23 protein-coding genes are annotated in these 21,923 nt (G+C 65.8%); 16 read left to right on the top strand and 7 right to left on the bottom strand.

The features are described 5' to 3' along the window. Window positions 1–29 precede the first annotated feature (29 nt). Complete coding sequence (locus VHC04_RS17245) at window positions 30–836, bottom strand: hypothetical protein (protein ID WP_325683544.1); 807 nt, start codon at window positions 834–836, stop codon at window positions 30–32. Window positions 837–956: 120 nt separating this feature from the next. Then, on the bottom strand, window positions 957–1,928 hold the full coding sequence (locus VHC04_RS17240; protein ID WP_325683542.1) for an Hsp33 family molecular chaperone HslO: 972 nt from the start codon (window positions 1,926–1,928) through the stop codon (window positions 957–959). A gap of 327 nt (window positions 1,929–2,255) precedes the next feature. On the opposite strand from VHC04_RS17240, the gene VHC04_RS17235 reads away from it, so the two are divergent. After that, the gene (locus VHC04_RS17235) at window positions 2,256–3,434 is read left to right on the top strand and encodes an MFS transporter (protein ID WP_325683540.1); all 1,179 of its coding nucleotides are present in this window, start codon (window positions 2,256–2,258) and stop codon (window positions 3,432–3,434) included. A gap of 147 nt (window positions 3,435–3,581) precedes the next feature. Here the strand turns inward: VHC04_RS17235 and VHC04_RS17230 are convergent, their stop codons facing one another. Then, window positions 3,582–4,118, bottom strand: coding sequence for a regulatory protein RecX (locus VHC04_RS17230; RefSeq protein WP_325683538.1), 537 nt, complete (start codon window positions 4,116–4,118; stop codon window positions 3,582–3,584). A 288-nt stretch (window positions 4,119–4,406) separates the two neighbouring features. Between VHC04_RS17230 and VHC04_RS17225 the strand changes: the two genes are divergently transcribed. Beyond that, complete coding sequence (locus VHC04_RS17225; protein WP_325683536.1) at window positions 4,407–5,597, top strand: aspartate aminotransferase family protein; 1,191 nt, start codon at window positions 4,407–4,409, stop codon at window positions 5,595–5,597. After that, window positions 5,594–6,550 (top strand): ornithine carbamoyltransferase, encoded by a 957-nt coding sequence (argF, locus tag VHC04_RS17220; protein ID WP_325683534.1) that lies wholly within the window; start codon window positions 5,594–5,596, stop codon window positions 6,548–6,550. The genes VHC04_RS17225 and argF overlap by 4 nt, the downstream gene beginning before the upstream one ends. Window positions 6,551–6,657: 107 nt before the next feature. Here the strand turns inward: argF and VHC04_RS17215 are convergent, their stop codons facing one another. Further along, window positions 6,658–7,893 carry an ABC transporter substrate-binding protein gene (locus VHC04_RS17215; RefSeq protein ID WP_325683532.1) on the bottom strand — a complete coding sequence of 412 codons (1,236 nt, stop codon included), beginning with the start codon at window positions 7,891–7,893 and terminating at the stop codon, window positions 6,658–6,660. 240 nt (window positions 7,894–8,133) lie between these two features. Here VHC04_RS17215 and VHC04_RS17210 point away from each other — a divergent pair, with 240 nt between their 5' ends. The 5 genes from VHC04_RS17210 to VHC04_RS17190 all read left to right on the top strand — a co-directional run bounded on the left by VHC04_RS17210 (window position 8,134) and on the right by VHC04_RS17190 (window position 12,445). Beyond that, window positions 8,134–9,351 carry a CaiB/BaiF CoA transferase family protein gene (locus tag VHC04_RS17210; protein WP_325683530.1) on the top strand — a complete coding sequence of 406 codons (1,218 nt, stop codon included), beginning with the start codon at window positions 8,134–8,136 and terminating at the stop codon, window positions 9,349–9,351. 2 nt (window positions 9,352–9,353) lie between these two features. Further along, window positions 9,354–10,172, top strand: coding sequence for an enoyl-CoA hydratase (locus VHC04_RS17205; protein WP_325683528.1), 819 nt, complete (start codon window positions 9,354–9,356; stop codon window positions 10,170–10,172). A gap of 168 nt (window positions 10,173–10,340) precedes the next feature. Next, on the top strand, window positions 10,341–11,468 hold the full coding sequence (locus tag VHC04_RS17200) for an acyl-CoA dehydrogenase family protein (RefSeq protein WP_325683526.1): 1,128 nt from the start codon (window positions 10,341–10,343) through the stop codon (window positions 11,466–11,468). A 12-nt stretch (window positions 11,469–11,480) separates the two neighbouring features. Then, window positions 11,481–11,840, top strand: a complete 360-nt coding sequence (locus tag VHC04_RS17195; RefSeq protein WP_325683524.1) for a DUF1491 family protein — start codon at window positions 11,481–11,483, stop codon at window positions 11,838–11,840. Window positions 11,841–12,031: 191 nt separating this feature from the next. Next, a complete protein-coding gene (locus VHC04_RS17190) occupies window positions 12,032–12,445 on the top strand; it encodes a GFA family protein (RefSeq protein WP_325683522.1) in 414 nt (137 codons plus the stop codon). Between the two features lie 25 nt (window positions 12,446–12,470). Here the strand turns inward: VHC04_RS17190 and VHC04_RS17185 are convergent, their stop codons facing one another. Continuing rightward, window positions 12,471–13,010 (bottom strand): hypothetical protein, encoded by a 540-nt coding sequence (locus tag VHC04_RS17185; RefSeq protein ID WP_325683520.1) that lies wholly within the window; start codon window positions 13,008–13,010, stop codon window positions 12,471–12,473. Between the two features lie 219 nt (window positions 13,011–13,229). Between VHC04_RS17185 and VHC04_RS17180 the strand changes: the two genes are divergently transcribed. Next, complete coding sequence (locus VHC04_RS17180) at window positions 13,230–13,409, top strand: hypothetical protein (protein ID WP_325683518.1); 180 nt, start codon at window positions 13,230–13,232, stop codon at window positions 13,407–13,409. Between the two features lie 113 nt (window positions 13,410–13,522). Here the strand turns inward: VHC04_RS17180 and VHC04_RS17175 are convergent, their stop codons facing one another. Further along, window positions 13,523–14,638: a lysine-2,3-aminomutase-like protein gene (locus VHC04_RS17175; RefSeq protein ID WP_325683838.1), complete on the bottom strand. Its 1,116-nt coding sequence runs from the start codon at window positions 14,636–14,638 to the stop codon at window positions 13,523–13,525. Between the two features lie 11 nt (window positions 14,639–14,649). Continuing rightward, complete coding sequence (locus VHC04_RS17170) at window positions 14,650–15,876, bottom strand: ABC transporter substrate-binding protein (RefSeq protein WP_325683516.1); 1,227 nt, start codon at window positions 15,874–15,876, stop codon at window positions 14,650–14,652. Window positions 15,877–16,720: 844 nt separating this feature from the next. Between VHC04_RS17170 and VHC04_RS17165 the strand changes: the two genes are divergently transcribed. The 7 genes from VHC04_RS17165 to VHC04_RS17135 form a co-directional block, all read left to right on the top strand. Beyond that, window positions 16,721–17,134 carry a carboxymuconolactone decarboxylase family protein gene (locus VHC04_RS17165; RefSeq protein WP_325683514.1) on the top strand — a complete coding sequence of 138 codons (414 nt, stop codon included), beginning with the start codon at window positions 16,721–16,723 and terminating at the stop codon, window positions 17,132–17,134. Continuing rightward, a complete protein-coding gene (locus tag VHC04_RS17160; protein WP_325683512.1) occupies window positions 17,056–18,051 on the top strand; it encodes an NAD(P)-dependent oxidoreductase in 996 nt (331 codons plus the stop codon). Before VHC04_RS17165 ends, VHC04_RS17160 begins: the two co-directional genes overlap by 79 nt. Next, window positions 18,051–18,821, top strand: a complete 771-nt coding sequence (locus tag VHC04_RS17155; RefSeq protein ID WP_325683510.1) for a CDP-diacylglycerol diphosphatase — start codon at window positions 18,051–18,053, stop codon at window positions 18,819–18,821. Before VHC04_RS17160 ends, VHC04_RS17155 begins: the two co-directional genes overlap by 1 nt. Window positions 18,822–19,200: 379 nt before the next feature. Further along, window positions 19,201–19,422: a hypothetical protein gene (locus VHC04_RS17150; protein WP_325683508.1), complete on the top strand. Its 222-nt coding sequence runs from the start codon at window positions 19,201–19,203 to the stop codon at window positions 19,420–19,422. A 90-nt stretch (window positions 19,423–19,512) separates the two neighbouring features. Further along, window positions 19,513–20,316 (top strand): SDR family NAD(P)-dependent oxidoreductase, encoded by an 804-nt coding sequence (locus VHC04_RS17145; protein WP_325683506.1) that lies wholly within the window; start codon window positions 19,513–19,515, stop codon window positions 20,314–20,316. Window positions 20,317–20,520: 204 nt separating this feature from the next. Further along, entirely contained in the window at window positions 20,521–21,624 is a 1,104-nt protein-coding gene (locus VHC04_RS17140) for an acyl-CoA dehydrogenase family protein (protein ID WP_325683504.1), read from the top strand. Between the two features lie 12 nt (window positions 21,625–21,636). Then, a partial coding sequence (locus VHC04_RS17135; RefSeq protein WP_325683502.1) for an acyl-CoA dehydrogenase family protein occupies window positions 21,637–21,923 on the top strand: 287 nt, incomplete at its 3' end.

The raw sequence follows: 21,923 nt of genomic DNA, 5'->3' as shown, positions 1-21,923 counted from the left end.
GCGGCCTGCCGACGCAGCCGCCACGGGTCCTACCGCAGCGGCGTTGGTGAGGCATACGGATCGATGGGCAGGGTACCCAGGGTCCCCGTCGGCAGGGAGCCTGCGGGCGGCGGCGACAGCGGGGTAGGCTGCAACGGCGTGGGTTGCGCCGATGCCGGCGGCGCCAGCGTCCCCATCGGCGGTGAACCCGGCAGCGTGGAAGGCGCCAGCGGCGGCGCCTGGCGGCCGTCCAGCGGGGTGGCCTGCACCGGAGCGGACGGCGCCGTGGGTTCGGCCAGGAACGCCTTCAGCGTGTGGCGGATCTGGTACTCGAACTCGATGTTCATGTCGTCCATCATCGCCTTGGTGAACGTGTACAGGGCCAGTCGCAGATTGCCCGTGATACCCACCTGATGGCGCGTCACCTGCGCGCGGGCCATACCCAGCGGGCGGCCATCACCGGCGATGAGCTGAAGGGTGACAAGCATGGTGCCGTCGATCGTGTCCCCCTGCTTCGACAGCGATGCGTTGAGGATCGCGAAGATCGCCTTGCCCGACGTGCCGTACAGCCTGAGCCGGTCCTGCGCCATGGTCTTCAGCGCGGCGACCGGCGGCACCGGGTCCAGTGCCGTCACATCGGGCCGAGCGCCGGACGGCATGAAGTCTTGGCGGATCTCCAGCGATGCCACATTCAGGCCGATCGGCGGCAGGTAATCATAGCGCAGCGGTTCCACCGTCACCGGCGACGTATCCTCGCTGCTGCCGCAGGCGGCGAGAAAGGCGGGCAAGGCGATCACCGGCACCAGCAGGGCCAGGCGGCGGGATATCCCGCAGGCAGGCCGCGGGCTACGGGCCAATAGGTGGGGAGCCAATGAGTGGGGGGCCAACGGGCCGGGGATCGGTGGATGGGAAGGCAGCGGCCTGGAGGCCAGCAGTCGGGCAGGGATGGCGCGGTAGGGCAAGCGGTCGGTTCCCGTTCAATGCGAGGCAGCGCCGCCGGCGGCCTTGCCGTGGACCTCCTCCCGCGAGAAGCGGAAGTCGTGGTTGCAGAACTCGCAGGTCATGACGATGTCTCCATCCACCGACATATGATCAAGATCGTCGTCTGGAAAGCCTTCCAGGATGCCCGCGAGGCGGGCCCGCGAGCAGCGGCAGCCGTAGGACAGCGCCCGAGCGCGGTCCGCGGCGATACCCTCGGTGTGGAACAGCCGGTACAACAGGCGCTCCGGTGGCAGCGAATCGTCCAGCAGCTCATGGTCGGTCAGGGTTGCCGCCAGCGTCGTGGCGGTGCGCCAGCTTTCCTCCTGTGCTGCTTCATCCAGTTCCGGATCGACGCCGCCGGCGCCGGCGATCTTCTCCAGGATCAGCGCCCCGGCGCGCCAGCCCGCCGGGGTGCGCTCGCAGGCCAGGTGCACGAAGCAGCGCAGCTGCTCGCTGGTATCGAAGTAGTGCAGCGCCATGGCGGCCAGCGAGCCGCCCTCGATTGCGACGATGCCCTGATGGCGATGCTCATCCGGGCCCTGATCGACGGTGAAGGCCAGATAGCCCTTACCCAGCAGCGCGTCGGCCGCCGGAGCAGGATCCCGGGACAGCAGCGCCGCCAGGCGGTCGGCGTCGGCACGGGCATAGCCGCGCACGGCGCCCATGTCGGTGCAGTCGGCCAGCAGCATGCCGACCGGGCCATCCCCCTTGGCCTGCAGGCTGAAGGAGCCGCGGAATTTCAGCGCCGCCGACAGTCCCGCGGCCAGCGCCATCGCCTGGCCGGCCAGGCGGGTGACGACCGGATCGTTGTCATGCCGGGTCAGCAGTGCGTCGGCCAGCGCGCCCAGCCGCACCAGGCGGCCGCGGACCGGGCGGTTCGGCAGGTAGAAAGGCAGCATGCCGCGCGGCACCACGATGTCGGGTACGGGCGGGCGGCCGCCGTCGAGGAAGGCGGGTGTTTCTGACATCGCGCCAAGATAGGCACGCCAGCGTGCGATCGCTACCGGCCGCCGGTTGATCGGCCCAAGATTTAAGCGACCCGCCATGAATCGACGTGGCATGAATCGATTGGGCATGAATCGACCGGGCATGAATGGACCCAGCATGAATGGACCCAGTATGACTGGGCCGGGTATGACTGGCCCGGGCATGAATGGATCAGGCGACCGCTCGGGTTTGGCACGCCGGAGTCGAGGCGTCTCCGGCCGGCGCGCCGTGATGGCCAATCACGGCCATGCGCGGTAAGACACCGGCCCGGGCCCATCGGCGCGTCCGGACAAGGAAACGGACATCGCATGACGCTGCGTGCCTGGTTCATCCTGGCGGCCCTGACGATCGGTCGGATCGCCTTCGGCTACCAGTTCCAGAGCATCGCCACCCTGGCAACCGACCTGCTGCCACGCTACGGCCTCACTTATGCCCAGCTTGGCTCCCTCATCGGCGCATACATGATTCTGGGCGTGTTCACCGCGCTGCCTCTGGGCCTGGCGGGGCGTCGTTTCGGCGACCGCATCGTTCTGAGCACCGGCCTGTTCCTGATGACCGCGGGCGCGGCGTGGTGCGCATTGGCCGGCGGGCCGGGCGGGATGGCGGCAGGCCGGGCGGCAGCGGGCGTGGGCGCCGTGGCAATGATCGTGATGCAAGGGAAGATCATCGCGGAATGGTTCACCGGGCGCTTCTTCATGCTGGCGATCAGTCTGACGGTCTGCGCCTTCTCGGTCGGCATGGGCATGGCGCAGCTTCTGCTGCCGTCGCTGGACGCCGCTTTCGGGCTGCATGGCGCGCTGCTGTCCGGCGCGGTGCCGGCGGGCCTGGCATTCCTGCTGTTCGCGCTGGGCTACAGCACGCCACCGCACGCGGCGCCGGTTTCGAGGACCTTTTCGATGCCCAGCCTGCGGGAATGTGCGCTGCTGAGTGTCGCGGGCTTGACCTGGATGACATTCACGGCCGGCTACAGCGCCTTCGCCTCCTACCTCCCGGCGACGCTGATCCTGCGCGGCGACGGCGCGGCGGTGGTGGCGGTCGCAATGACGTTCCTGACCTGGGGGAACGTGCCGGCGACCATGGGCGGCGGCGGGATGGCCAACCGGTTCGGCAACCTGCCGGTATTTCTGTTCGGCACGGCGGCGATGGCCGCCGGGATGGCGGGGATGGCGCTGTTCGGCTGGCCGCTGGCCTGGGCCGTGATAGTGGGCATTGTCGGCGGCATTCAGCCGGGGGTGATCATGGCCGTCGGCACCCTGTCGGCACGGCCTGAGAACCGGGCAGTGGGAATGGGGCTGTTCTACATGGTCTATTATCTGGGCGGCGCCGCGGCCCCGGCGCTGTCCGGGGTAGCGGCGGATGCCTGGGGCGGACCGGCCGGCGGGCTGCTGGCCGCGGCGGCGCTGGGAGCATTCGGTATCCCCTGCTTTCTCCTGCACCGGATGCTGAGCCGTCGGTGGAGCCCGGTCCGGGCCATGGCGGTGGGATAGTACTCGGGCCTCGGCCTCCGTCGCCGCGACCGTCACGACGATCGAGGTCAGGCCGCTCGGTGCCGGTCAGCGGCCAGCCGCTCACGGCGTGGGGCGGGGCGATGGGACCTTTTCCGGTCGAACAAACCAGCCGGATGGGGACGGCCATCAGCCCGGCGGGCTGGTTTCCGAGCGGAGGGCGTGGATGCGATCGTCGGCTTCCGCGCGGTCCATGGTGAGGGCTTGTTCCGCCGTATCCCGGCTGAAGCCGGCTCGGGCGAGCAGGCCGAGTTCGCGTTGGTGCACGACGCGCGCATCATCCGGATCTGCGACCCGATAGGGGCCGATGCGGCGCTTGCGGGCCAGCACCAGTGCGGCTGCCAGCTCAACCGCCGGATTCTCGCCGGCGGCGTCACGGGCCAGGTCCGGCGCCACACCCTTGGCCACCAGCTTCGCCTGCACGGCGCGGCGCGACTGCCCGGCGCGCATCAGCGATCGCGCGCGGGTCTCGGCAAAGCCAGAGTCGTTGATCGCCCCCAACTCGGCCAGCCTGCGGATCAGCGCGTCGATGGCCTGGCGTGCCGTCTCGACGGCCGGCAGGGCGGTGTCCCGGTCCGGCTGTGCCTGTAGCCAGCGATCGATCCGGCGCAGCAGCACGCGGCGCAGCCCGGCTTCGGTCGCCGCATAGCGGCCCAGATAGGTCATCGCCGCATCCCGCAAGGCGGCGGCATCGATGGACGGAGGCATGCGCGGAGTCATGTCGGCAACGATGCCAGGGTAGGGCGCGGATGCAAGCGCGATCCGCATCCGCGGGCGCTGCCGTGCCACTAGCGCATGGCACACGCGCAACCCTGCCGGAACCGGTCCTAGAACCCTTGTTTGACTTCGCCTTGCCGTTCGCCCAATGATCGCCGCTTCCACCGGACCCGCCCCGAACGGTCGCGGGCGGGGGATCCGTTTGGAAAGTCCAGAAACCAGGGGTTCTTCCCGCTTATGATTTCCGCTCTGCTGCCAAACTACGCTCGGCTTGACCTCGCTTTCGAGCGGGGCGAGGGCTCGTGGCTGTGGACGACGGACGGGCGACGATTCCTGGATTTCGGATCCGGCATCGCCACCGCCTCGGTCGGCCATGCCAATCCGCACCTGGTGCAGGCCATCGCCGAACAGGCGGCAAAGGTGATGCACACCTCCAACCTGTACCGGATTCCGCAGGCGGAACGGCTGGCCCAGCGGCTGGTCGACGCGACCTTCGCGGACAGTGTCTTCTTCTGCAACTCGGGCGCCGAGGCGAACGAGGGCATGATCAAGATGATGCGCCGCGCGATGTCGGACGCCGGCAAGCCGGAACGCTTCCGCATCATCTGCTTTGAAGGCGCATTCCACGGCCGCACCCTGGCCACGCTGGCTGCCACTGGCAACCACCATTACCTGGAAGGCTTCGGTCCTGAGGTGGAAGGGTTCGATCACGTGCCGTTCAACAACATGAACGCCGTGCGTGACGCGATCGGTCCCGGCACATGTGGCATCATCGTCGAGCCGGTGCAGGGTGAGGGCGGAGTGCGCCCGGCCGACCCGGAGTTCCTGCGTGGCTTGCGCGCGGCTTGCGATGAATACGGCATCATCCTGGGCATGGATGAGGTGCAGACCGGCATGGGCCGCACCGGCAAGCTGTTCGCCCATGAATGGGCGGGCATCACGCCGGATGTCATGTCCTCGGCCAAGGGCATTGGTGGCGGCTTCCCCCTCGGCGCCGTCTTCGCCAAGGAGAAATACGCCGTGGCGCTGAAGCCCGGCACGCATGGCACGACCTATGGCGGCAACCCGCTGGCCTGCGCCGCCGGCAATGCGGTGCTGGACATCATCTTGGCGCCCGGGTTCCTGGATAGCGTCGTCGCCAAGGGCAAGACGCTGCGGGCGGAGCTGGATCGCATCGCCCGCGACTTCCCGACCGTGTTCAGCGAGGCGCGCGGCCAGGGTCTGCTGCAGGGGCTGAAATGCCTCGTGCCGCCGGCCCAGGTCCAGGCCGCCTGCGCGGAGCAGGGGCTGATGGCGATCACCGCCGGTGACAATGTGCTGCGCCTGGCGCCGCCGCTGGTCATCACCGAGGCGGAGATCGATCAGGCCATGGCGATGCTGACCAAGGCGGCAGCCTCGGTCGCGGCATCGGCGAAGTCGGCATCATGAGCGGCGCGGCCAGACGGCTGCAGCCGGAGGGAGGGTCCGACGGCGGCGTCAGGCACTTCCTTGACCTGCGGGACTTCGACACCGCGACGCTGCGTCAGATGCTGGATGTGGCGGTTGGCTTCAAGCGGGCGGGGGGGGTCACCTCCCGCCCATTGGCCGGCAAGACCCTGGCACTGATCTTCGAAAAGCCGTCGACTCGTACCCGCGTGTCCTTCGAGGTCGGGATGCGCCAGCTTGGCGGCGACGTCATCGTGCTGTCCGGCAAGGACACGCAGCTGGGCCGTGGCGAGACGATCGCCGATACCGCGCGCGTGCTGTCGCGCTATGTCGACGCGATCATGCTGCGCACCGATCGTGAATCGAAACTGACGGAACTGGCGGAATACGCCACCGTGCCCGTGATCAACGGCCTGACCGAGGCATCGCACCCTTGCCAGCTGATGGCTGATGTCATGACGTTCGAGGAGCATCGTGGCCCGATCGCCGGGCAGGTGGTTGCCTGGTGCGGCGATGGCAACAACGTCGCGCGCAGCTGGATCGAAGCCGCGGTGCGGTTCGGCTTCACTCTGCGCCTGGCGACGCCGGAAGGCCTGCGGGCGCCGGCCGAGCTGGTGGACTGGGCGCGCGCGCAGGGCGGCCGGATCGAGGAGACCAGCGACCCCGAGGCCGCCGTGGCCGGCGCGCGCTGCGTGGTGACGGATACCTGGGTGTCGATGTCGGACGACCCGAACGAAAGCCGGCACAACCTGCTGGCGCCGTATCGGGTGACGCAGGCGCTGATGGCAAAGGCCGCGCCGGACGCGATCTTCATGCACTGCCTGCCGGCCCATCGTGGCGAGGAGGTCGATGCCGACGTGATCGACGGCCCGCAATCGGTGGTGTTCGATGAGGCCGAGAACCGGCTGCACGCGCAGAAGGGCGTGCTGGCCTGGGTGATGGGGGCGGCGCGGTAGATCCCCTGAGTTCGTCGGCACCAGAAACGACCGGGATACGATCTGACAATGACAGGACGGATCGGCTCGAAAGGCCGGTCCCTTTGCCTCGACTGCCCATTCCAGCCTCATGCTTTCGGCCAGATCGCTGGCGCGACCTGCATTTCCGGCGGATAGGTCGTGACGATCCGGCCATTCTGCCATTGTACGATCATCAACTCGGCGTCGACCCGGCGGCCAGCCGCGTCATACTTGACATGATTGCCGGGGAATAGCTTCGCTGGTCCGTCGCGCAGATCGAACGCTCTGATCTGCGCGGCAACCTTTGCCGGGTCGGCGGAACCAGCGCGTTCGACCGCCTCGGCCAGCAGCATGATGTGGCCGTAGGCCATCACGGGTTCCTGCAACATCCAGGGCTCTCCCGTGCGCGTCATGTAGCGCCGCTCGATGTCCTCCAGCCCGCGGCCCGCGCCGGCGGCAGTGATGATCATGATCCCCTGCACGACCTCCTTGCCGGCGTTGTGCATCAGTTCCGGTGTCGCCCAATGGCCACCATTGCCGATGACGGGCAGCTTCCCGCCACCGAGGCCAAACTCCGCCATCTTGTCCAGGATCATCTTGTCGTCACCGACATTGGACGGCAGGGCCAGTAGAAAATCGGGCCGAGCGGAACGGACATGTTGAATGAGGGTCGTGGCGTCGGACAGTGGCGGGGTGAATACTTCATCGACGACCGCGGTCAGCTCAAGGTCCCTCAGGACGTGGTCCCGGATCGGGCGAAGAAAGCTGACCGAGGAGGCCGTGTTGTCAGCGATGATCCCGATCTTGCGTGGCCGTCTGCCTGTACTGTGCTCCGCCAGGGCAAGGATCGATGGCAACGCCTTTTCCGCCTGGTCCACAGCCGTGGGCGAGGATTGGAAGACATAGTGGAAACCTCGACCGGTGATCAGGTCCGAGTATGATTGGGTGAACCACGGAATCCCGGCGCGCTCCGTCACTTCTGTCACGGCCAATGTAAAAGTCGATAGCCAGGCACCGAAGCCTCCGGATACGTCGGGATGCTGCGCGACCAGTCGCTGCGCGGCATCTTTAGCCTTATCGGCGCTGTCTCCGGCATCGTATTGAAGAAGGCGCACGGCTGCGCCGCCCAGGGACTTGATTCCGCCGGCCTTGTTGATGTCGTCGACTGCCATTTCGGCACCGCCGCGCTGCAATTCGCCTTCGCGCGCCCACGGACCCGACAAGGGACTGATCATCGCTAAAATAACGTCCTTCGCCGCCTGGGCACGTGTTGCGTGAACCAAAGGCAGGCTGCCAATCCCACCAAGCAAAGCACGTCGTCCTGGATGGTCTTTTGCGTCCATCGTCGCCTCCCGCCGATTTATTTTCTTGTGGAAAAGCAATATGGCCGGCGACCAGGATGCGTTGCCACGGCCATGTCCATGGTTTGACGCAATTCACGGCGCAGGTCGAATCCGGGTCCCGATCATGGCCAGAGCGGTATCTGCCGGGGCTATGCCGTATCGACCCTCGCACCCGCGCCCCTTGAGCAAACAGCAAGACAGGCCGATGATCCTCCGAACGCTCCAGGAGGATGGAAGAAAATGCCAGAAAGCCCCACCGACAAGGCTGCCTATGCGGAAAGCCAGACGCGCCTGCCGCTGAACGGCATCACCGTGCTGGACCTGACCCTGGCGCGCGCCGGACCCACCGCCGTGCGGCACTTCGCCGACTGGGGCGCGAACGTGATCCGCATCGAGCCGCCGGCGGGCGAGGGGGAGGACGTCGCCGGCCGCCGCCATGGCTTCGACTTCCAGAACCTGCACCGCAACAAGCGCGCCATCACCCTGAACCTGAAGACGCCGGAAGGGCACGCCGCCTTCATGAGGCTCGCAGCCAAGGCGGACGTGATCCTGGAGAATATGCGGGCCAACGTGAAGCACCGGCTGAAGGTCTCCTATGACGATGTGAAGGCGGTGAACCCGCGCATCGTGTATGGCAGCATCTCGGGCTTCGGCCAGGACGGCCCCTATGGCGCGCGCGCTGGCGTCGACCAGATCGCCCAGGGCATGGGCGGATTGATGTCCATCACAGGCGAACCTGGCCGTGGCCCGATGCGCGTCGGCATCCCGGTCGATGACCTGACCGCCGGCAATCTGCTGGCGATGGGCTGCCTGATGGCGCTGCTTGACCGCGAGCGCACCGGCGTCGGCCGCTGGGTGACCACATCGCTGCTGGAAGCGCAGATCTTCATGCTGGACTTCCAGGCCAGTCGCTGGCTGATGGAGAAGGAGGTTGCCGGGCAGGCCGGCAACGACCACCCGACCGGCATCCCGACCGGCGTCTTCCCCACCGCCGACGGCCATATCAACATCGCCGCCTCCTCATCCCGCGTGTTTACCCGCTTCTGTGAGGCGATCGGCCGCAAGGACTGGCTGGCGAAGGAGGAATGGAAGACCCAGGTCGGCCGCAGCAAGGACCGCAAGGCGATCAACGCGGCGATTTCCGAAATCACCGCGACCAAGCCATCGAACCACTGGATCGAGCTGTTCGAGGCGAACGGCATTCCCTGCGGTCCGATCTACACGATCGACCAGGTCTTTGCCGATCCGCAGGTGAAACATCTTCACATGGCGACGAAGATGACCAGCCCCTATGTCGGGGAGACCGAGGTGGTGGCCTCGGCGCTGAATATTTCCGGCTTCTCCAAGGCCATTCGCACCTATACGCCCGATGCCGGGGAGCATAACGCCGAAGTTCTGAAGAGCGTCGGCTACACCGACGAGGACCTAGCCGACATGCGGAAGAAAGGAGTCATCTGAGAATGTTGCCGGAGCACGCGGAGACGCGCCCTTATGCGGGCGGCAAGATGCTGGCTGCCAAGGCGGACGGGATCGGGTTGATCACATTCAACCAGCCCGAGAAGCGCAATGCCATGTCGATGGAGATGTGGACCGGCTTCGGCGAGATCCTGGATGCGTTCAGCGCTGACGACAGCATCAAGGTCGTGGTCCTGACGGGCGCCGGCGACAAGGCGTTTGTTTCGGGTGCTGATATCAGCCAGTTCGAGAAGAACCGCAACAGCGCGGAAGCTCAGAAGGAATATGACCGGGCAACTGGTATCGGTCGAAACAAGTTTCATGCGTTCAGGAAGCCGAGCATCTGCCGCATCCGCGGTTTCTGCATGGGCGGCGGGCTGGCGATCGCCATGGCCGCCGACCTGCGCATTGCCGCCGCCGGCAGCCAGTTCGGCATCCCCGCAGCCCGGTTGTCCATCGCCTATGCGCCACACTCGGTGAAGCAATTGATCGACCTGGTCGGGCCGGCCCATGCGCGCATGATTCTCTACACGGCGAAACGGATCGACGCGGCGGAAGCGGAACGGATCGGCCTGATCAATCGGATGACGGAAGACGGTGCGCTGGACGACGTGGTGATGGATATCGCCCGAACCATCGCCGATAACGCGCCGCTGTCGGTCGCCGCCTCCAAGATCACCATCAATGAGATGCTGAAGGACGAAAGTCAGCGCGACATGGAGGCGGTGCGCGTGATCAGTGAGACCTGCTTCAACAGTGCCGACTACAAGGAAGGTCGGACGGCATTCATGGAGAAGCGGCAGCCAAAATTCGTCGGGCGGTAGCGACAGACATCACCACGGATGGCCGGCCCAGCGAAGTGGCCGGGTGTCAGCCATGCACTATCGGACCATGGCACCTGGTTGCGTCGGAACACGCGTCCGGCCATCAGGTACCGGCCATTTTTGATCGGGACGCAAGGAAACATGTTCGAACTCCCCGAAGAACACCGGATGCTGCAAGATCTGGTGGCGAAATTCATCGAACGCGACGTGATGCCGCTGGAGAAGGCGACGCTCGACCGTGAGATGTCCGGCCAGAAATCCAGCCTGCCGCCCGAGGAGGAGGAGAAACTGCTGGCCAGGTGCAAGGAACTTGGCCTGTGGGGCCTGGACGTGCCGGAGGAATATGGCGGTGCCAACCTGCCCTACAGCGCCCTGGTCGGTGTCTATGAGGAGCAGGGCCGCACGCCGGTGCCGTTCACCTTCCCACCGGACAGCCCGAATCTGCACATGCTGATCGCGGTGGCGAACGATGAGCAGAAGAAGAAATATCTGGATCCGTACGCGCGCGGTGAGGCGCACTCGGCGATCGCCATCTCCGAACCCGGCGCCGGCGGCGACCCGGCGGGGATGACCACCCGCGCGGTGAAAGACGGCAATGACTGGGTGATCAACGGCCGCAAGATCTGGGTCAGCCGCGTTCCGGCCGCTGACTTCCTGATCGTGATGGCCCGCACCGGGGAGGGCAAGCGCGCCGAGGGTGTCACCGCCTTCATCGTCGAGCGCGGCACCAAGGGTTTCATCATCGAGCGCGAAATCCCGATGATTGGCGGCCAGCGCACCTATGAACTGGTGTTCGATGATTGCCGCATCCCCGCCAGCCAGTTGCTGGGGGTGGAAGGCAAGGGCTACGCGCCGATGCAGCTTCGCCTGACGGTGCGCCGCCTGCAGATGGGAGCGTGGTGCATCGGCATGTCCCGCCGCGCGCTGGAGATGATGGTGGAGCACGTCAAGCAGCGCGTGACCTTTGGCGTCCGCCTGGCCGACCGGCAGGCGATCCAATGGTGGATCGCCGACGCGGCGACCAAGATCCATGCTTGCCGCCTGATGGTGTATGATGCCGCCACCAAGGCGGATGCCGGCAAGGACGTCCGCACCGAGGCATCGATGATCAAGCTGTATGCCACCGAAATGGCCACCGAGGTCATCGACCATGCGATGCAGGCTTTCGGCGCCATGGGGATGGCGAAGGAGCTGCCGCTGCAGCTGATGGCCCAGAAGGTGCGTACCATGCGCGTCTATGAGGGCCCGTCCGAAGTCCACCGCATGGCGATCGCGCGGCGCATTATCGGCAAATGAGCGAGAACGTCATTGAGTGACGATCGGAGCGCCGGCGGCCGGCCGCCCCGGGTCAAGGCAGGGCTGTGGGTGCAGATGGCGTTGCGGATGGGCAATGCGGACGGGCGCTATGGCGCCGTCCTGCGCAAGGGCGATCCGGATGCCGGTGGCATCCTGGTCGTCCTGCGCCATGGCCAGGAGGTCTCGGTACTGTCGCAGATGCGCTCCGCCGAGGGCGAACTGGCCTGGATGCGCGCCACCGGCCCCGGCCCGGTCGATGACGCGACGGCGGACGCCTATATCGCCCGGCAGGTGAAGTTCGATCCCGATCTGTGGGTGATCGAGTTCGAAGCGCCCGACCTGTTGCCGCCTTTCGAGGCGCGGGTCGTGTAACGCCCGGGCGGACAGGCCCGCGTGAAATGTCGACAGGCCGTGAGCTCCGCGACAAATCGAACGTCACACCGCCTTCACATGGTCTGGCGGGGTGAGGGCGGTCCGAGCGATACTCAACCTCCTGCCAAACATGCTGGCATTTCCGGCGCACGCTGTGGCACGTTATAGCCCCGCGTATTACGGAGGAGAAAATGCCAGCCATTCACGGAAGCTGTGCGTGCGGAAAGCTGACCTACAGCGGGACCGCCGAACCGATCTTTGCGGGCATCTGCCACTGCCGGACCTGTCAGAAGAGCGGCGGCTCCGCCTTCGCCACGGTCATCGGGGTGCCGTCGGACGCGATACATTTCAGCGGTCAGAAGATCCAGTTCGACGGCGTCGGGGATAGCGGCAAGGCGACGCATCGGTGGTTCTGTCCGGCCTGTGGCACCTCGGTCGGGGCCAGCGCCGACCTAATGCCCGGTGTCACGATGCTGCCCGTCGGCACACTGGATGACCCGACCTGGGTGAAACCGGCGATGCAGATCTTTTGCGATAGCGCGCAGTCCTGGGCGGTGCTGCCGGGTCTGCAGGCTTTTCCAAAAATGCCGGGTCCGCCGGGCTGAGGAACTGTACTGCTGTCGCGGCCGGTCAAATCGGCAGCGGCGTGACCTTTGCCGGTCCTTCATACCCGCCCTTTACGACGACGACCCGGTCGGCCTCCCAGAACAAGCCGCGCCGGTAGAATATCCTACGCCTGGGGTCCGCCAGCAGGTCGACGCCGCGCACGCGGATGGTCAAAAACTCGCCATCGCCGCCGTAGTTCTGGGCCCGGGCCTGCCAATCTTCCGGTTCACCCAGGAAGAAGTACACGAAATCGGTGTAATCCCGGTCCGCCGCGCCCTGGAACACCGATGGATCGACAATCCGGTGGTCGCGCAACGTCGCTCGCATCAGGTGCAGCAATCCGTCGCCGGTCTTGCCGCTGAGGCGGACACGGGCGTTCGGGAAACCGGTGGAATCCGACGCCGATCCTTGGATCACAAACCGCTTGGCGATCGCGACGCTGACGCGATGCACCAGGACGCTGTCGGCGATATGGCGTCTCATTGCATCGGACACAGGCACGGCCAGGGAAAACCCGGCCTTGAGCTGGTTCAATCCGGATTGGAGCAGACCTTTCGCGTCCATCGCGATCCACCGCTGAGCAGCTGGCGTGTCCTTCGCCTGCCGTCATGGTTCCACACCCGGTCCGATCTGTCTATATCACGCGCCAGGGCTCGGCTGGCGCACTCTCCACAAATGCCTTGCCATTTTGTCGTTGATCCAGCGCCGCGCCCGGTCCATGCTGCATCGCACAAATCAAGGATGGAAGCGTCCGGTTCAACCTCGGTTGAAAGGAACGCCGGCATGCCTGATCCGGATTTTTGGACGCAGTCCGCCGAAGCGATGGAGCAGACCATCCAAGGCTCCCAATTGATCGCCGCCGAGCTGGCCGATCTCGCCCGCCAGCTTTGGCACATGCTTGCGAATCAGTTTGACGGCTTGGTCAGTAGGCTTACCGACCGACGGCGCCTGCCGCCGATCTGACCGTCCAATCCCGGCGAGGATCACGCCTTGGAACCAAATGGGATAGAGCGTGATAGGGCCAACCTGACCCATCATGCTCCGGACTTTCGCGGCAAGGCGTGGGTACCTGGTCTTCACCCAGCATCACGGCTGGCGTCTTCGGTGTGCCGTTTGGTCTCATGGTGTCCCGCGCCGCTTGGCCTCGGCCATCCGCCGCCGGACGGATGACGATGGCCGTTGATGTCGGTGACGGACCCGTCGGCCTGCCAGTAATCCGGCCCAACCGGCACTTTTCCGTGTCCGCCCGGGATATCCAGCACGTAGGTCGGCCAGGCCAGGCCGGTGACACGGCCGCGCAACCGTTCCAGCAGCGCCCGTCCTTCCGCGATCGGTACGTGAAACCGAGCGGTGCCGGGAGCCGGGTCGAGCTGGTGCAGATAGTACGGTTTCACCCGCTGCGCGATCATCGCGCGGAGCAGTGCTTCCAGCGCCTCGGCCGTATCATTGACTCCCCGCAGCAGCACCGACTGGCCCAGCACCGGCACACCCCGCATCCGCACCCGCCGCAGTGCCGCCGCCGCTTCGGGCGTGAACTCCGACGCATGGTTGGCGTGCACGACCAGCCACAGCGCGCGGTCGGTGTCCATGGCATCGGCCAGTTCGTCCGTCAGCCGCAACGGGTCGGCGATCGGCACGCGGGAGTGGATGCGGATGGTCTGCACATGGGGCAGGGCGCTTAGCGCCGACACGATCCGCCGCATCCGGCGCGGCGACAGCATCAGCGGGTCGCCGCCGGTCAGGATCACCTCGGTCACCGCCGTATGCGCGGCGAACCAGTCCAGCGCCGCGCGCAGCTCCGCCTCGGTCAGCAGGCCGCCATCGGGGCCGACATGCTCGCGGCGGAAGCAGAAGCGGCAATAAACCGGACAGACCAGCAGCGGCTTCAGCAACGCACGGTCCGGGTAGCGATGCACCACGCCTTTGACCGGCGACAGTGCGTCGTCGCCGATCGGGTCCGTCCGTTCGAACGGCGCGGTGACCAACTCCGCCGGATCGGGGATGAACTGCCGGCCGATCGGGTCGTCGGCCCGGTCGATCAGCGCGCGCAGGGCCGGCGGGATGGCGACGGCGTACCGCGCCTCCACGGCCGCCACGTCCGGTTCAGCCTCGGGCGGGATCAGCCCGGCCCGAACCAGCGCGGCGGCGCTGCGCAGGGTTGCCGGGGCGTCGGCCCCGGCCCCGGCGCTCAGGTCTTGGCGGCTCAGCTCTTGACGAAGCTGCAGCCGAGAACCTCCATCGACTGGAACGCCTTGTCCTCTGGAATTGTCGCCAACAGCTTGTACTGATCCCATTCGCCCTTCGACTCGGCCTTGCTCTTGGTCACCCATACACGGTTGGCATGGACGAACTTGCCATCCTTCCGCACATGGCCGGATCCATACAACGGATCGGCAACCGGCAGGGCCTTCATCTGCTCCACGGCAGCTCTGCCGCTGGCTTTTGCCTTGTCCACGCCCATCGCCTCGACCGCCTTCAGATAATGCGTCACCGCCGAGTAGGAACCGGCGTGGTAGTAGTTCGGATAAGCCTTGTGATAGCGCGGCGCGAACCGGGCGGCGAAGGCTCGGGTGTCGTCGTTCATATCCCAGTAGAAGGGCATGGCGCCGACGATGCCTTCGGCCAGTTCCAGACCGACCGAGCGGGTGATGTAGTCCTGGTAGACCAGGGCGGCGATCTTGATGCCGGACTGCGTCAGGCCGAACTCATGCGCCTGTTTGATGCAGTTGGCGGTATCATCGCCGGCATTGGCCAGGCACAGCACCTTCGCCTTGGATGCCTGGGCCTGCACGATATAGGCCGAGAAATCGGTGGTGCCGGGGAACGGATAGGCCGCCTTGCCCAGCACCTTGCCGCCCAGGCTTTCGACGATCGTGCTGGTGTCCTTCGTCATGGTGTGGCCGGAGATGTAGTCCGGTGTGATGAAGAACCAGGTATCGCCGCCGGCCTCCACCAGGCCGCGGGTGATGGCGTTGGCGTTGGACCACAGGTCGTAGGTCCACTGTACCTGGTTCGATGTGCAGTATTTGCCGGTCAGGTCCGGGATGCCGGCGGCGGTGAAGATCACCACCTTGTCCTTGGCCTTGGCGACCTCGCCCACCGCGATGGCCACGGCGGATTGCGGGATATCGAAGATCGCGTCCACGCCCTGCTGGTCATACCAGTCCCGCGCGATGGAGGCGCCGACATCCGGTTTCAGCAGCATGTCGCCCTGGATGACCTCCACATGGACGTCGGGATGGGCTTTCATGAAGTCCTCGGCGGCCATCTGCGCGGCGAGATAGTCGCCAGGGCCGGAGGCTTCGGCATAAGGGCCCGACATGTCGGACAGCACGCCGATCTTGATGCCGTTCGCCGCCTGGACGCGGCGGATCGCGGGCATAGCGAGGACAGCAGCGCCCGCGAGGAGCGTACGGCGGCGGATGGGCATGGAAGTCTCCGGATTGTTCGTGGATTGGGAGCCGCTTTGCCGGGGTGGCTGGGCTGTGTCAATCTCTCAAATCATACCGCATCGGAACCTGACCGCCCGTGAATTCGGAACGACCCGCACCGATCTATCGTTCGAGATTGCTTTCAATTTTGTAACCATGCATAAAATAAATGTTTGCCATCGATAACTATGATACGAAGTGCCAAAGGTATTTGCCGCTCTTGGAAATGGGGGCTGGGAATACTCGCGTATACCGCAGTCCTTATCGACGACGGGTTGAACACCTTTGCGAACTGTGACTTTGCTATCTGGACTATAAAGCGGCACAACAGACGGAAGCCCTGAAACAGACGCTTGAAGCCAGAGCCAAGCATCATGCCCAGGGCATATGGGAAGCGCGGAATGGCCAAACCATAGACGAACAGTTGGCGATGATACTGGACAACCAATGTCGAATGCCTTCTTCGCAACCTAATAGTGATGCCGAAGCGCAAACAAGCCTGCCGGCAACGATGCTGTAGAATAGTTTTTATCTGTCAGGTGCATTCTGAACAGATATGAAAGACCTGCAATCCGCGACGATGATCGTCTTCCACCGAAACATTCGGCAGAGGGTTCCGCGACAATGCTGCGCAAGTCCGGCCAAACAGTTTTGCGGATGGCCCTCGTCGCCGGGAGGGCGCCGGTTGAAGCCGGTCTTTCGCGCGGTCGCTCCGGCTCGTGTGGCACGCCCGATCGATCGTACCCCAGTCGGGTAGGCGCTCGTCCCCGCTTTCCACCTTGCCCCACCGACCCGCCGCGCCTAGGGTCCGCGCCGTCCAATTCAAGCAGGAGACGCGCACCCATGGCCGAAATCCCGAACCGTCCAGAATATCAGAGCGACCTGTTCAAGAAGGGCCTCGCCGTGCGCCGTGAGGTGCTGGGTGCCGATTATGTCGATGCCTCGCTCGCCCGTGCCGATGATTTCAATGCCGTGTTCCAGCAGATGACCACGGAAATCGCTTGGGGCATGGCCTGGACACGCCCCGGCCTGGACCGCAAGACCCGCAGCATCATCAACCTGGGCATGCTTTCGGCCCTGAACCGCGGCGCCGAACTCCGCCTGCACCTGAAGGCGGCGCTGACCAACGGCGTCACCCGCGACGAGATCAAGGAAGTGCTGGTGCAGGTCGGCGCCTATTGCGGCATCCCCGCCGCGCTGGAAGCGTTCAAGATCGCCACCGAGGTGTTCAAGGAAGCCGACTCGGCGAAAGGGTAAGCCGCATGGCGGATAAGCAGAGCGTCGGCTTCATCGGGGCCGGCAACATGGGCTGGCCGATGGCGGCCTGTCTGGTGAAGGCCGGTTTCCCGGTCAATATCAGCGATTCCCGCCGCGAGGTCGCCCATAACTTCGTCCAGCAGGTCGGGGGGTTCGCCCCCGATACGCTGCGCGACCTGGCAGGCAAATCCGACGTCGTCGTGACCATGCTGCCCACCAGCGCGATCGTGGAAACAGTGCTGACCGGCGGCGATGACAACATCTTCGCCGGCATGAAGCCCGGCACGATCGTCATCGACATGACCTCGGGCATCCCCTCGGTGACGCAGCGCCTGGCCGAAAGGGTCGCGGAGCTGGGTGGCATGCTGATCGACGCGCCGGTCTCGGGCGGTGTGCCACGGGCGAAGACCGGCGAACTGGCCATCATGGTCGGCGGTGACGGCGCGGCCATCGACAAGGCGATGCCGGTGCTGTCGGCGATGGGCACCTCGGTGCTGCGCACCGGCGGCGTCGGCTCCGGCCAGGCGATGAAGGCGCTGAACAACCTGGTCAGCACCGGTGGCTTCCTGATCGGGATCGAGGCGCTGCTGATCGGCCAGCGTTTCGGCCTGGATCCGGCCGTCATGACGGATGTGTTGAACGCCGCGACCGGCATGAACAACTCGACGCAGAAGAAGTTCAAGCAATTCGTGCTGTCACGGACGTTCAATGCCGGCTTCACCATGGGCCTGCTGGCGAAGGACTTGTCCATCGCGTTGCAGGTCGGACGGGAAACCGGGACGGCGGCACCGCTATCGGCCCTGGTGAAGGAGTTCATCGTCTCCGCCGAGGCGAAGTTCGGGCCGAACGCCGACCACACCGAGATGGCCCGCCTGTGCGAGATCCTGGCGGGATCGGAGCTGGGCGGCGGCGACTGATGCGCGCCGCTTCCTGTGCCGTTCTGGCAAGCATGCTGCTGGCGGGCCTGGCCCCGTCGGCAGGATGCGCCGCCGACCCCTCGGCGCTGTGGAAGATCGTGCACGACCAGTGCGTGCCGAATCAGGAAAAGACCGGAGAGCCGGATCCCTGCACCCGGGTCGAATTGGAAGCAGGCGTTGCGAACGGCTACGCGCTGCTGAAGGACATCCGCGGGGTCGCGCAGTTTCTGCTGATTCCGACCGCGCGCATCTCCGGTATCGAAGATCCGCTGATCCTGCTACCGGACAGCCGCAACTACTGGGCACCCGCCTGGGAGGCGCGCTATCTGGTGGAGGACCGGCTGGAGACGACACTGCCGCGCGACGGTTACGCGCTGGCCATCAATTCCCAGTATGGCAGGACACAGGATCAGTTACATATCCACATCGATTGCATCCGTCCCGACGTTCGTCAGGCGCTGAAGGACCACCTGGCGGAGATCGGCACCCGATGGGCGCCATTCCCGGTGCCTCTGGCCGGCAACCGGTACAGAGCCATCCGGATCAACCAGGAAACGTTGCAGTCCGTCGATCCATTCCGGGTGCTGGCCGACGCCGATCCCGAGGCCGCCGCGAACATGGGCCGGCATACGCTGGTCCTGGTAGGCCAGACTTTCGCCGATGGCAGCAAGGGCTTTGCCCTGCTGGACAGCCAGGCCACGACGGTACCTCCCGACCCCGGCTCCGGTGAGCGACTGGAAGACCATAGCTGCGCAGTCGCACGGCGCTGACCGGAGGCGCTGCAACAGCAACAATCAGATCGGCGGGCCCAGCGGGCTTCACATCAACCCTTTGTGATATCGATCGGAACATCCCGGACGGCGTGGACCTTGACCGCTCTTTCCCGTCATGAAAAGTGCCGGCCCGCCATCCGAGCTTTACCCAAACCCAGTTCCACACTGATGCTTTCCATTGCGAAGTGCGGGTGCCGGGTGTGCGCCCGCACGGCAAGGCGGCACTTTCGACGGCTCAATGCCAGCGACGATCGGTATCAGGCCACGACGCTTCGTATCAGTTGTGTGAAGCGCTTCAGCGCGGCGGACGGCGGAATGCCCTACGTCTCCGGTCATTCCGGCGGCAACCGCTGCCGCAGTCCGAGAGGAGACCGCCATGTCCTCCCAGAGTTCCGGTGATGGGCACCATTCGGTTGATCCGATTGCCGACATCTCCGATGCACTGGACCGTCTGCTGCGCCAGACGACCATCAGCCACGACCGAACCGACAAGCCGCAACTGGACCAGTCCGCCCCGGAACCGCGGCCGGTACCTCCGCTGAACTGGCCGCCGAACCTGTTCGCCGAGCCCGTCACCTGGTCGCCGGCGGCGATTTAGCCGTCGTCCTCGGCACCGGGTTCCGTCAGCGCCGTTGCATGCCACCGCTCCAGATGGTGCAGTGCCCTCCCAACCACGCGGGGGACATCCATGACGCAGGACGCATCGCTGTTCGGCCTGACCGGCAAGAAGGCGCTCATTATCGGGGGCGGCCAGGGCATGGGTGAGGCCAGTGCCCTGTTTCTGGCTCGGGCCGGCTGTGACGTGGCGCTGGTCGACCTCGTGGAAGACCGAGCGGCAAAGGTCGCGCGGGCGGTGGCGGCGGTCGGTCGGTCGGCGCATGTCGTCATCGGCGATGTACTGGACGATGCCCAGGTACCACGGATCGTCGACGAAGCGGAGTCGAAGCTGGGCGGTTTGGACGCCATGGTGTCCATTGTCGGGGCTGCTGCCTGGGGATCGGTACTGGACACGACGCCCGATGTCTTCGACCAGCAGATCCGGCTGAACCTGCGCTATTTCTTCCTGGCCTGCCAGGCATTCGCCCGGTCCCGCATCCGCCGCGGTCAGCCCGGTGCCATTGTCGGCATTGCCTCGGTCGACGGACAGCGCGCGGCGCCGATGCGGGGTGTCTATGGCGCGGCCAAGGCGGGGCTGATCAGCCTCGTGCAGACCATGGCGGTGGAATGGGCGCCCCATAATATTCGGGTCAACGCCGTGGCTCCCGGCCACATCGTCACGCCGCGCCTGTTCGACACGCCACAGCGGGCAGATCTGTATGCCAACAGCCTGCTGCCGATGCGGCAGAGAGGCACGCCGGACGATATCGGCAAGGCGGCGCTGTTTCTGGCCTCCGACCTCGCGCGCTACATCACCGGCACCACTCTGGACGTCGATGGCGGCCTGTTGGCCGCCAACCTGTTCCCGCGCGGCCTGCCAGGACATAACGGCTGAACCCGCACGGCGCCGATCCCCCGCACGGCTGATCCCACGCAGGGCTGATCCCACGCACGCCTGATCCCACGCACGCCTGATCCCACGCTGGCCGGCGCGCCGAATCGCCAGACTGAGCCTCGACGCGCGGGCGCTTCACAGCCACCGCCGACCCTGGCACGGTGTTGCGAACGCGGCACCGGGACGGCGCGAAAGGGAACGGCCATGAACTTCGACTTTTCCGATGACCTCAAGCAGTTGCGCGACCAGGCGCGGCGCTTCCTGTCGGAGCGCTGTCCGACCTCGGTCGTCCGCCGCTCCCTGGACGGGCAGGAACCTTTCGCAGCCGATCTGTGGAAGGAGATCGCGCAGATGGGCTGGATCGGCGCGGCGATCCCCGAGGACCTGGGCGGGGCCGGACTGGGCTACGAGGGATTGTGCGTCCTGGCGGAGGAAATGGGGCGGGCCATTGCGCCGGTACCGTTCGCCTCGACGGCCTATCTGACGGCCGAGGCAATCCTGACTGCCGGGTCCGATGCGCAGCGGCGCGAGTACCTGCCGAGAATCGCGAACGGCTCGTTGATCGGCTGCTTCGCCATGGACGAGGGCGTCGGCAACCCGACGGCCGAGGCAATCCATGCGCGGGTCGTCGGCGAGCGGCTGAGTGGCACGAAATGGCCGGTGGCGGATGGCGGCGTGGCCGACTTTGCCGTCGTCGTTGCCTGTGATGAACACCGGCAGCCGGGCCTGTTCCTGGCCGATCTGAAAGAGGTGGAGCGGCGCACTCTCAAGACGCTGGATCCCACCCGGAACCAGGCCAGCCTGACGTTCAACGGCACGCCGGTGCGGCGACTGGAGTCCTCGGGCTGGGGATCGGTGCAGCGGGTGCTCGACCGCGCGGCGGTCCTGTTCGCGTTTGAGCAGGTGGGCGGCGCCGACGCCTGCCTGGCGATGGCGCGCGACTACGCCCTGGAACGCTATGCGTTCGGCCGGCCGATCGGCTCCTTCCAGGCGATCAAGCACAAGCTGGCCGACGTCTACGTTGCGCTGGAGCTCGCTCGGTCCAACGCTTATTACGGTGCCTGGGCACTGGGGTCCGACGATCCCGACCTGCCTCTGGCCGCCGCCACGGTGCGTGTTTCGGCCACCGAGGCGTTTCATCTGGCGTCGAAGGAGAACATCCAGACGCACGGGGGCATCGGCTTCACCTGGGCGGTCGACTGTCACTTGTTCTATCGCCGGTCGAAACAGCTGGGACTTGCGATCGGGTCGCTGCCATTCTGGCAGGACCGGCTGGCGGAGCTGCTGGAAACCCGGAACGCGGCGTAAGGGAGGATCAAAATGGACTTCAACGACACACCCGAAGAAGCCGCCTTCCGCGCCCGCGCCAGGGCGTTTCTGCAGGCGAATGCGAAACCCAAGGCAGGCTCGCGGCCGGTGCTGCGCCTGAGCGGCGTGGATGCCGAGGGTGTGAAGGCCTGCAAGGCCTGGCAGGCGAAGAAGGCGGATGCGGGATTCGCTGGTATCACCTGGCCCAAGCGGTTCGGCGGCCAGGAGCTCTCACCTATCTTCCAGGTGATCTACAACCAGGAGGAGGATGAGTTCGTCGTCCCCAAGGGCCTGTACGA

It is taken from the genome of Rhodopila sp., assembly GCF_035548095.1.
Classification (GTDB): domain Bacteria; phylum Pseudomonadota; class Alphaproteobacteria; order Acetobacterales; family Acetobacteraceae; genus Rhodopila.
This window is presented reverse-complemented; position numbering and strand designations above follow the sequence as displayed.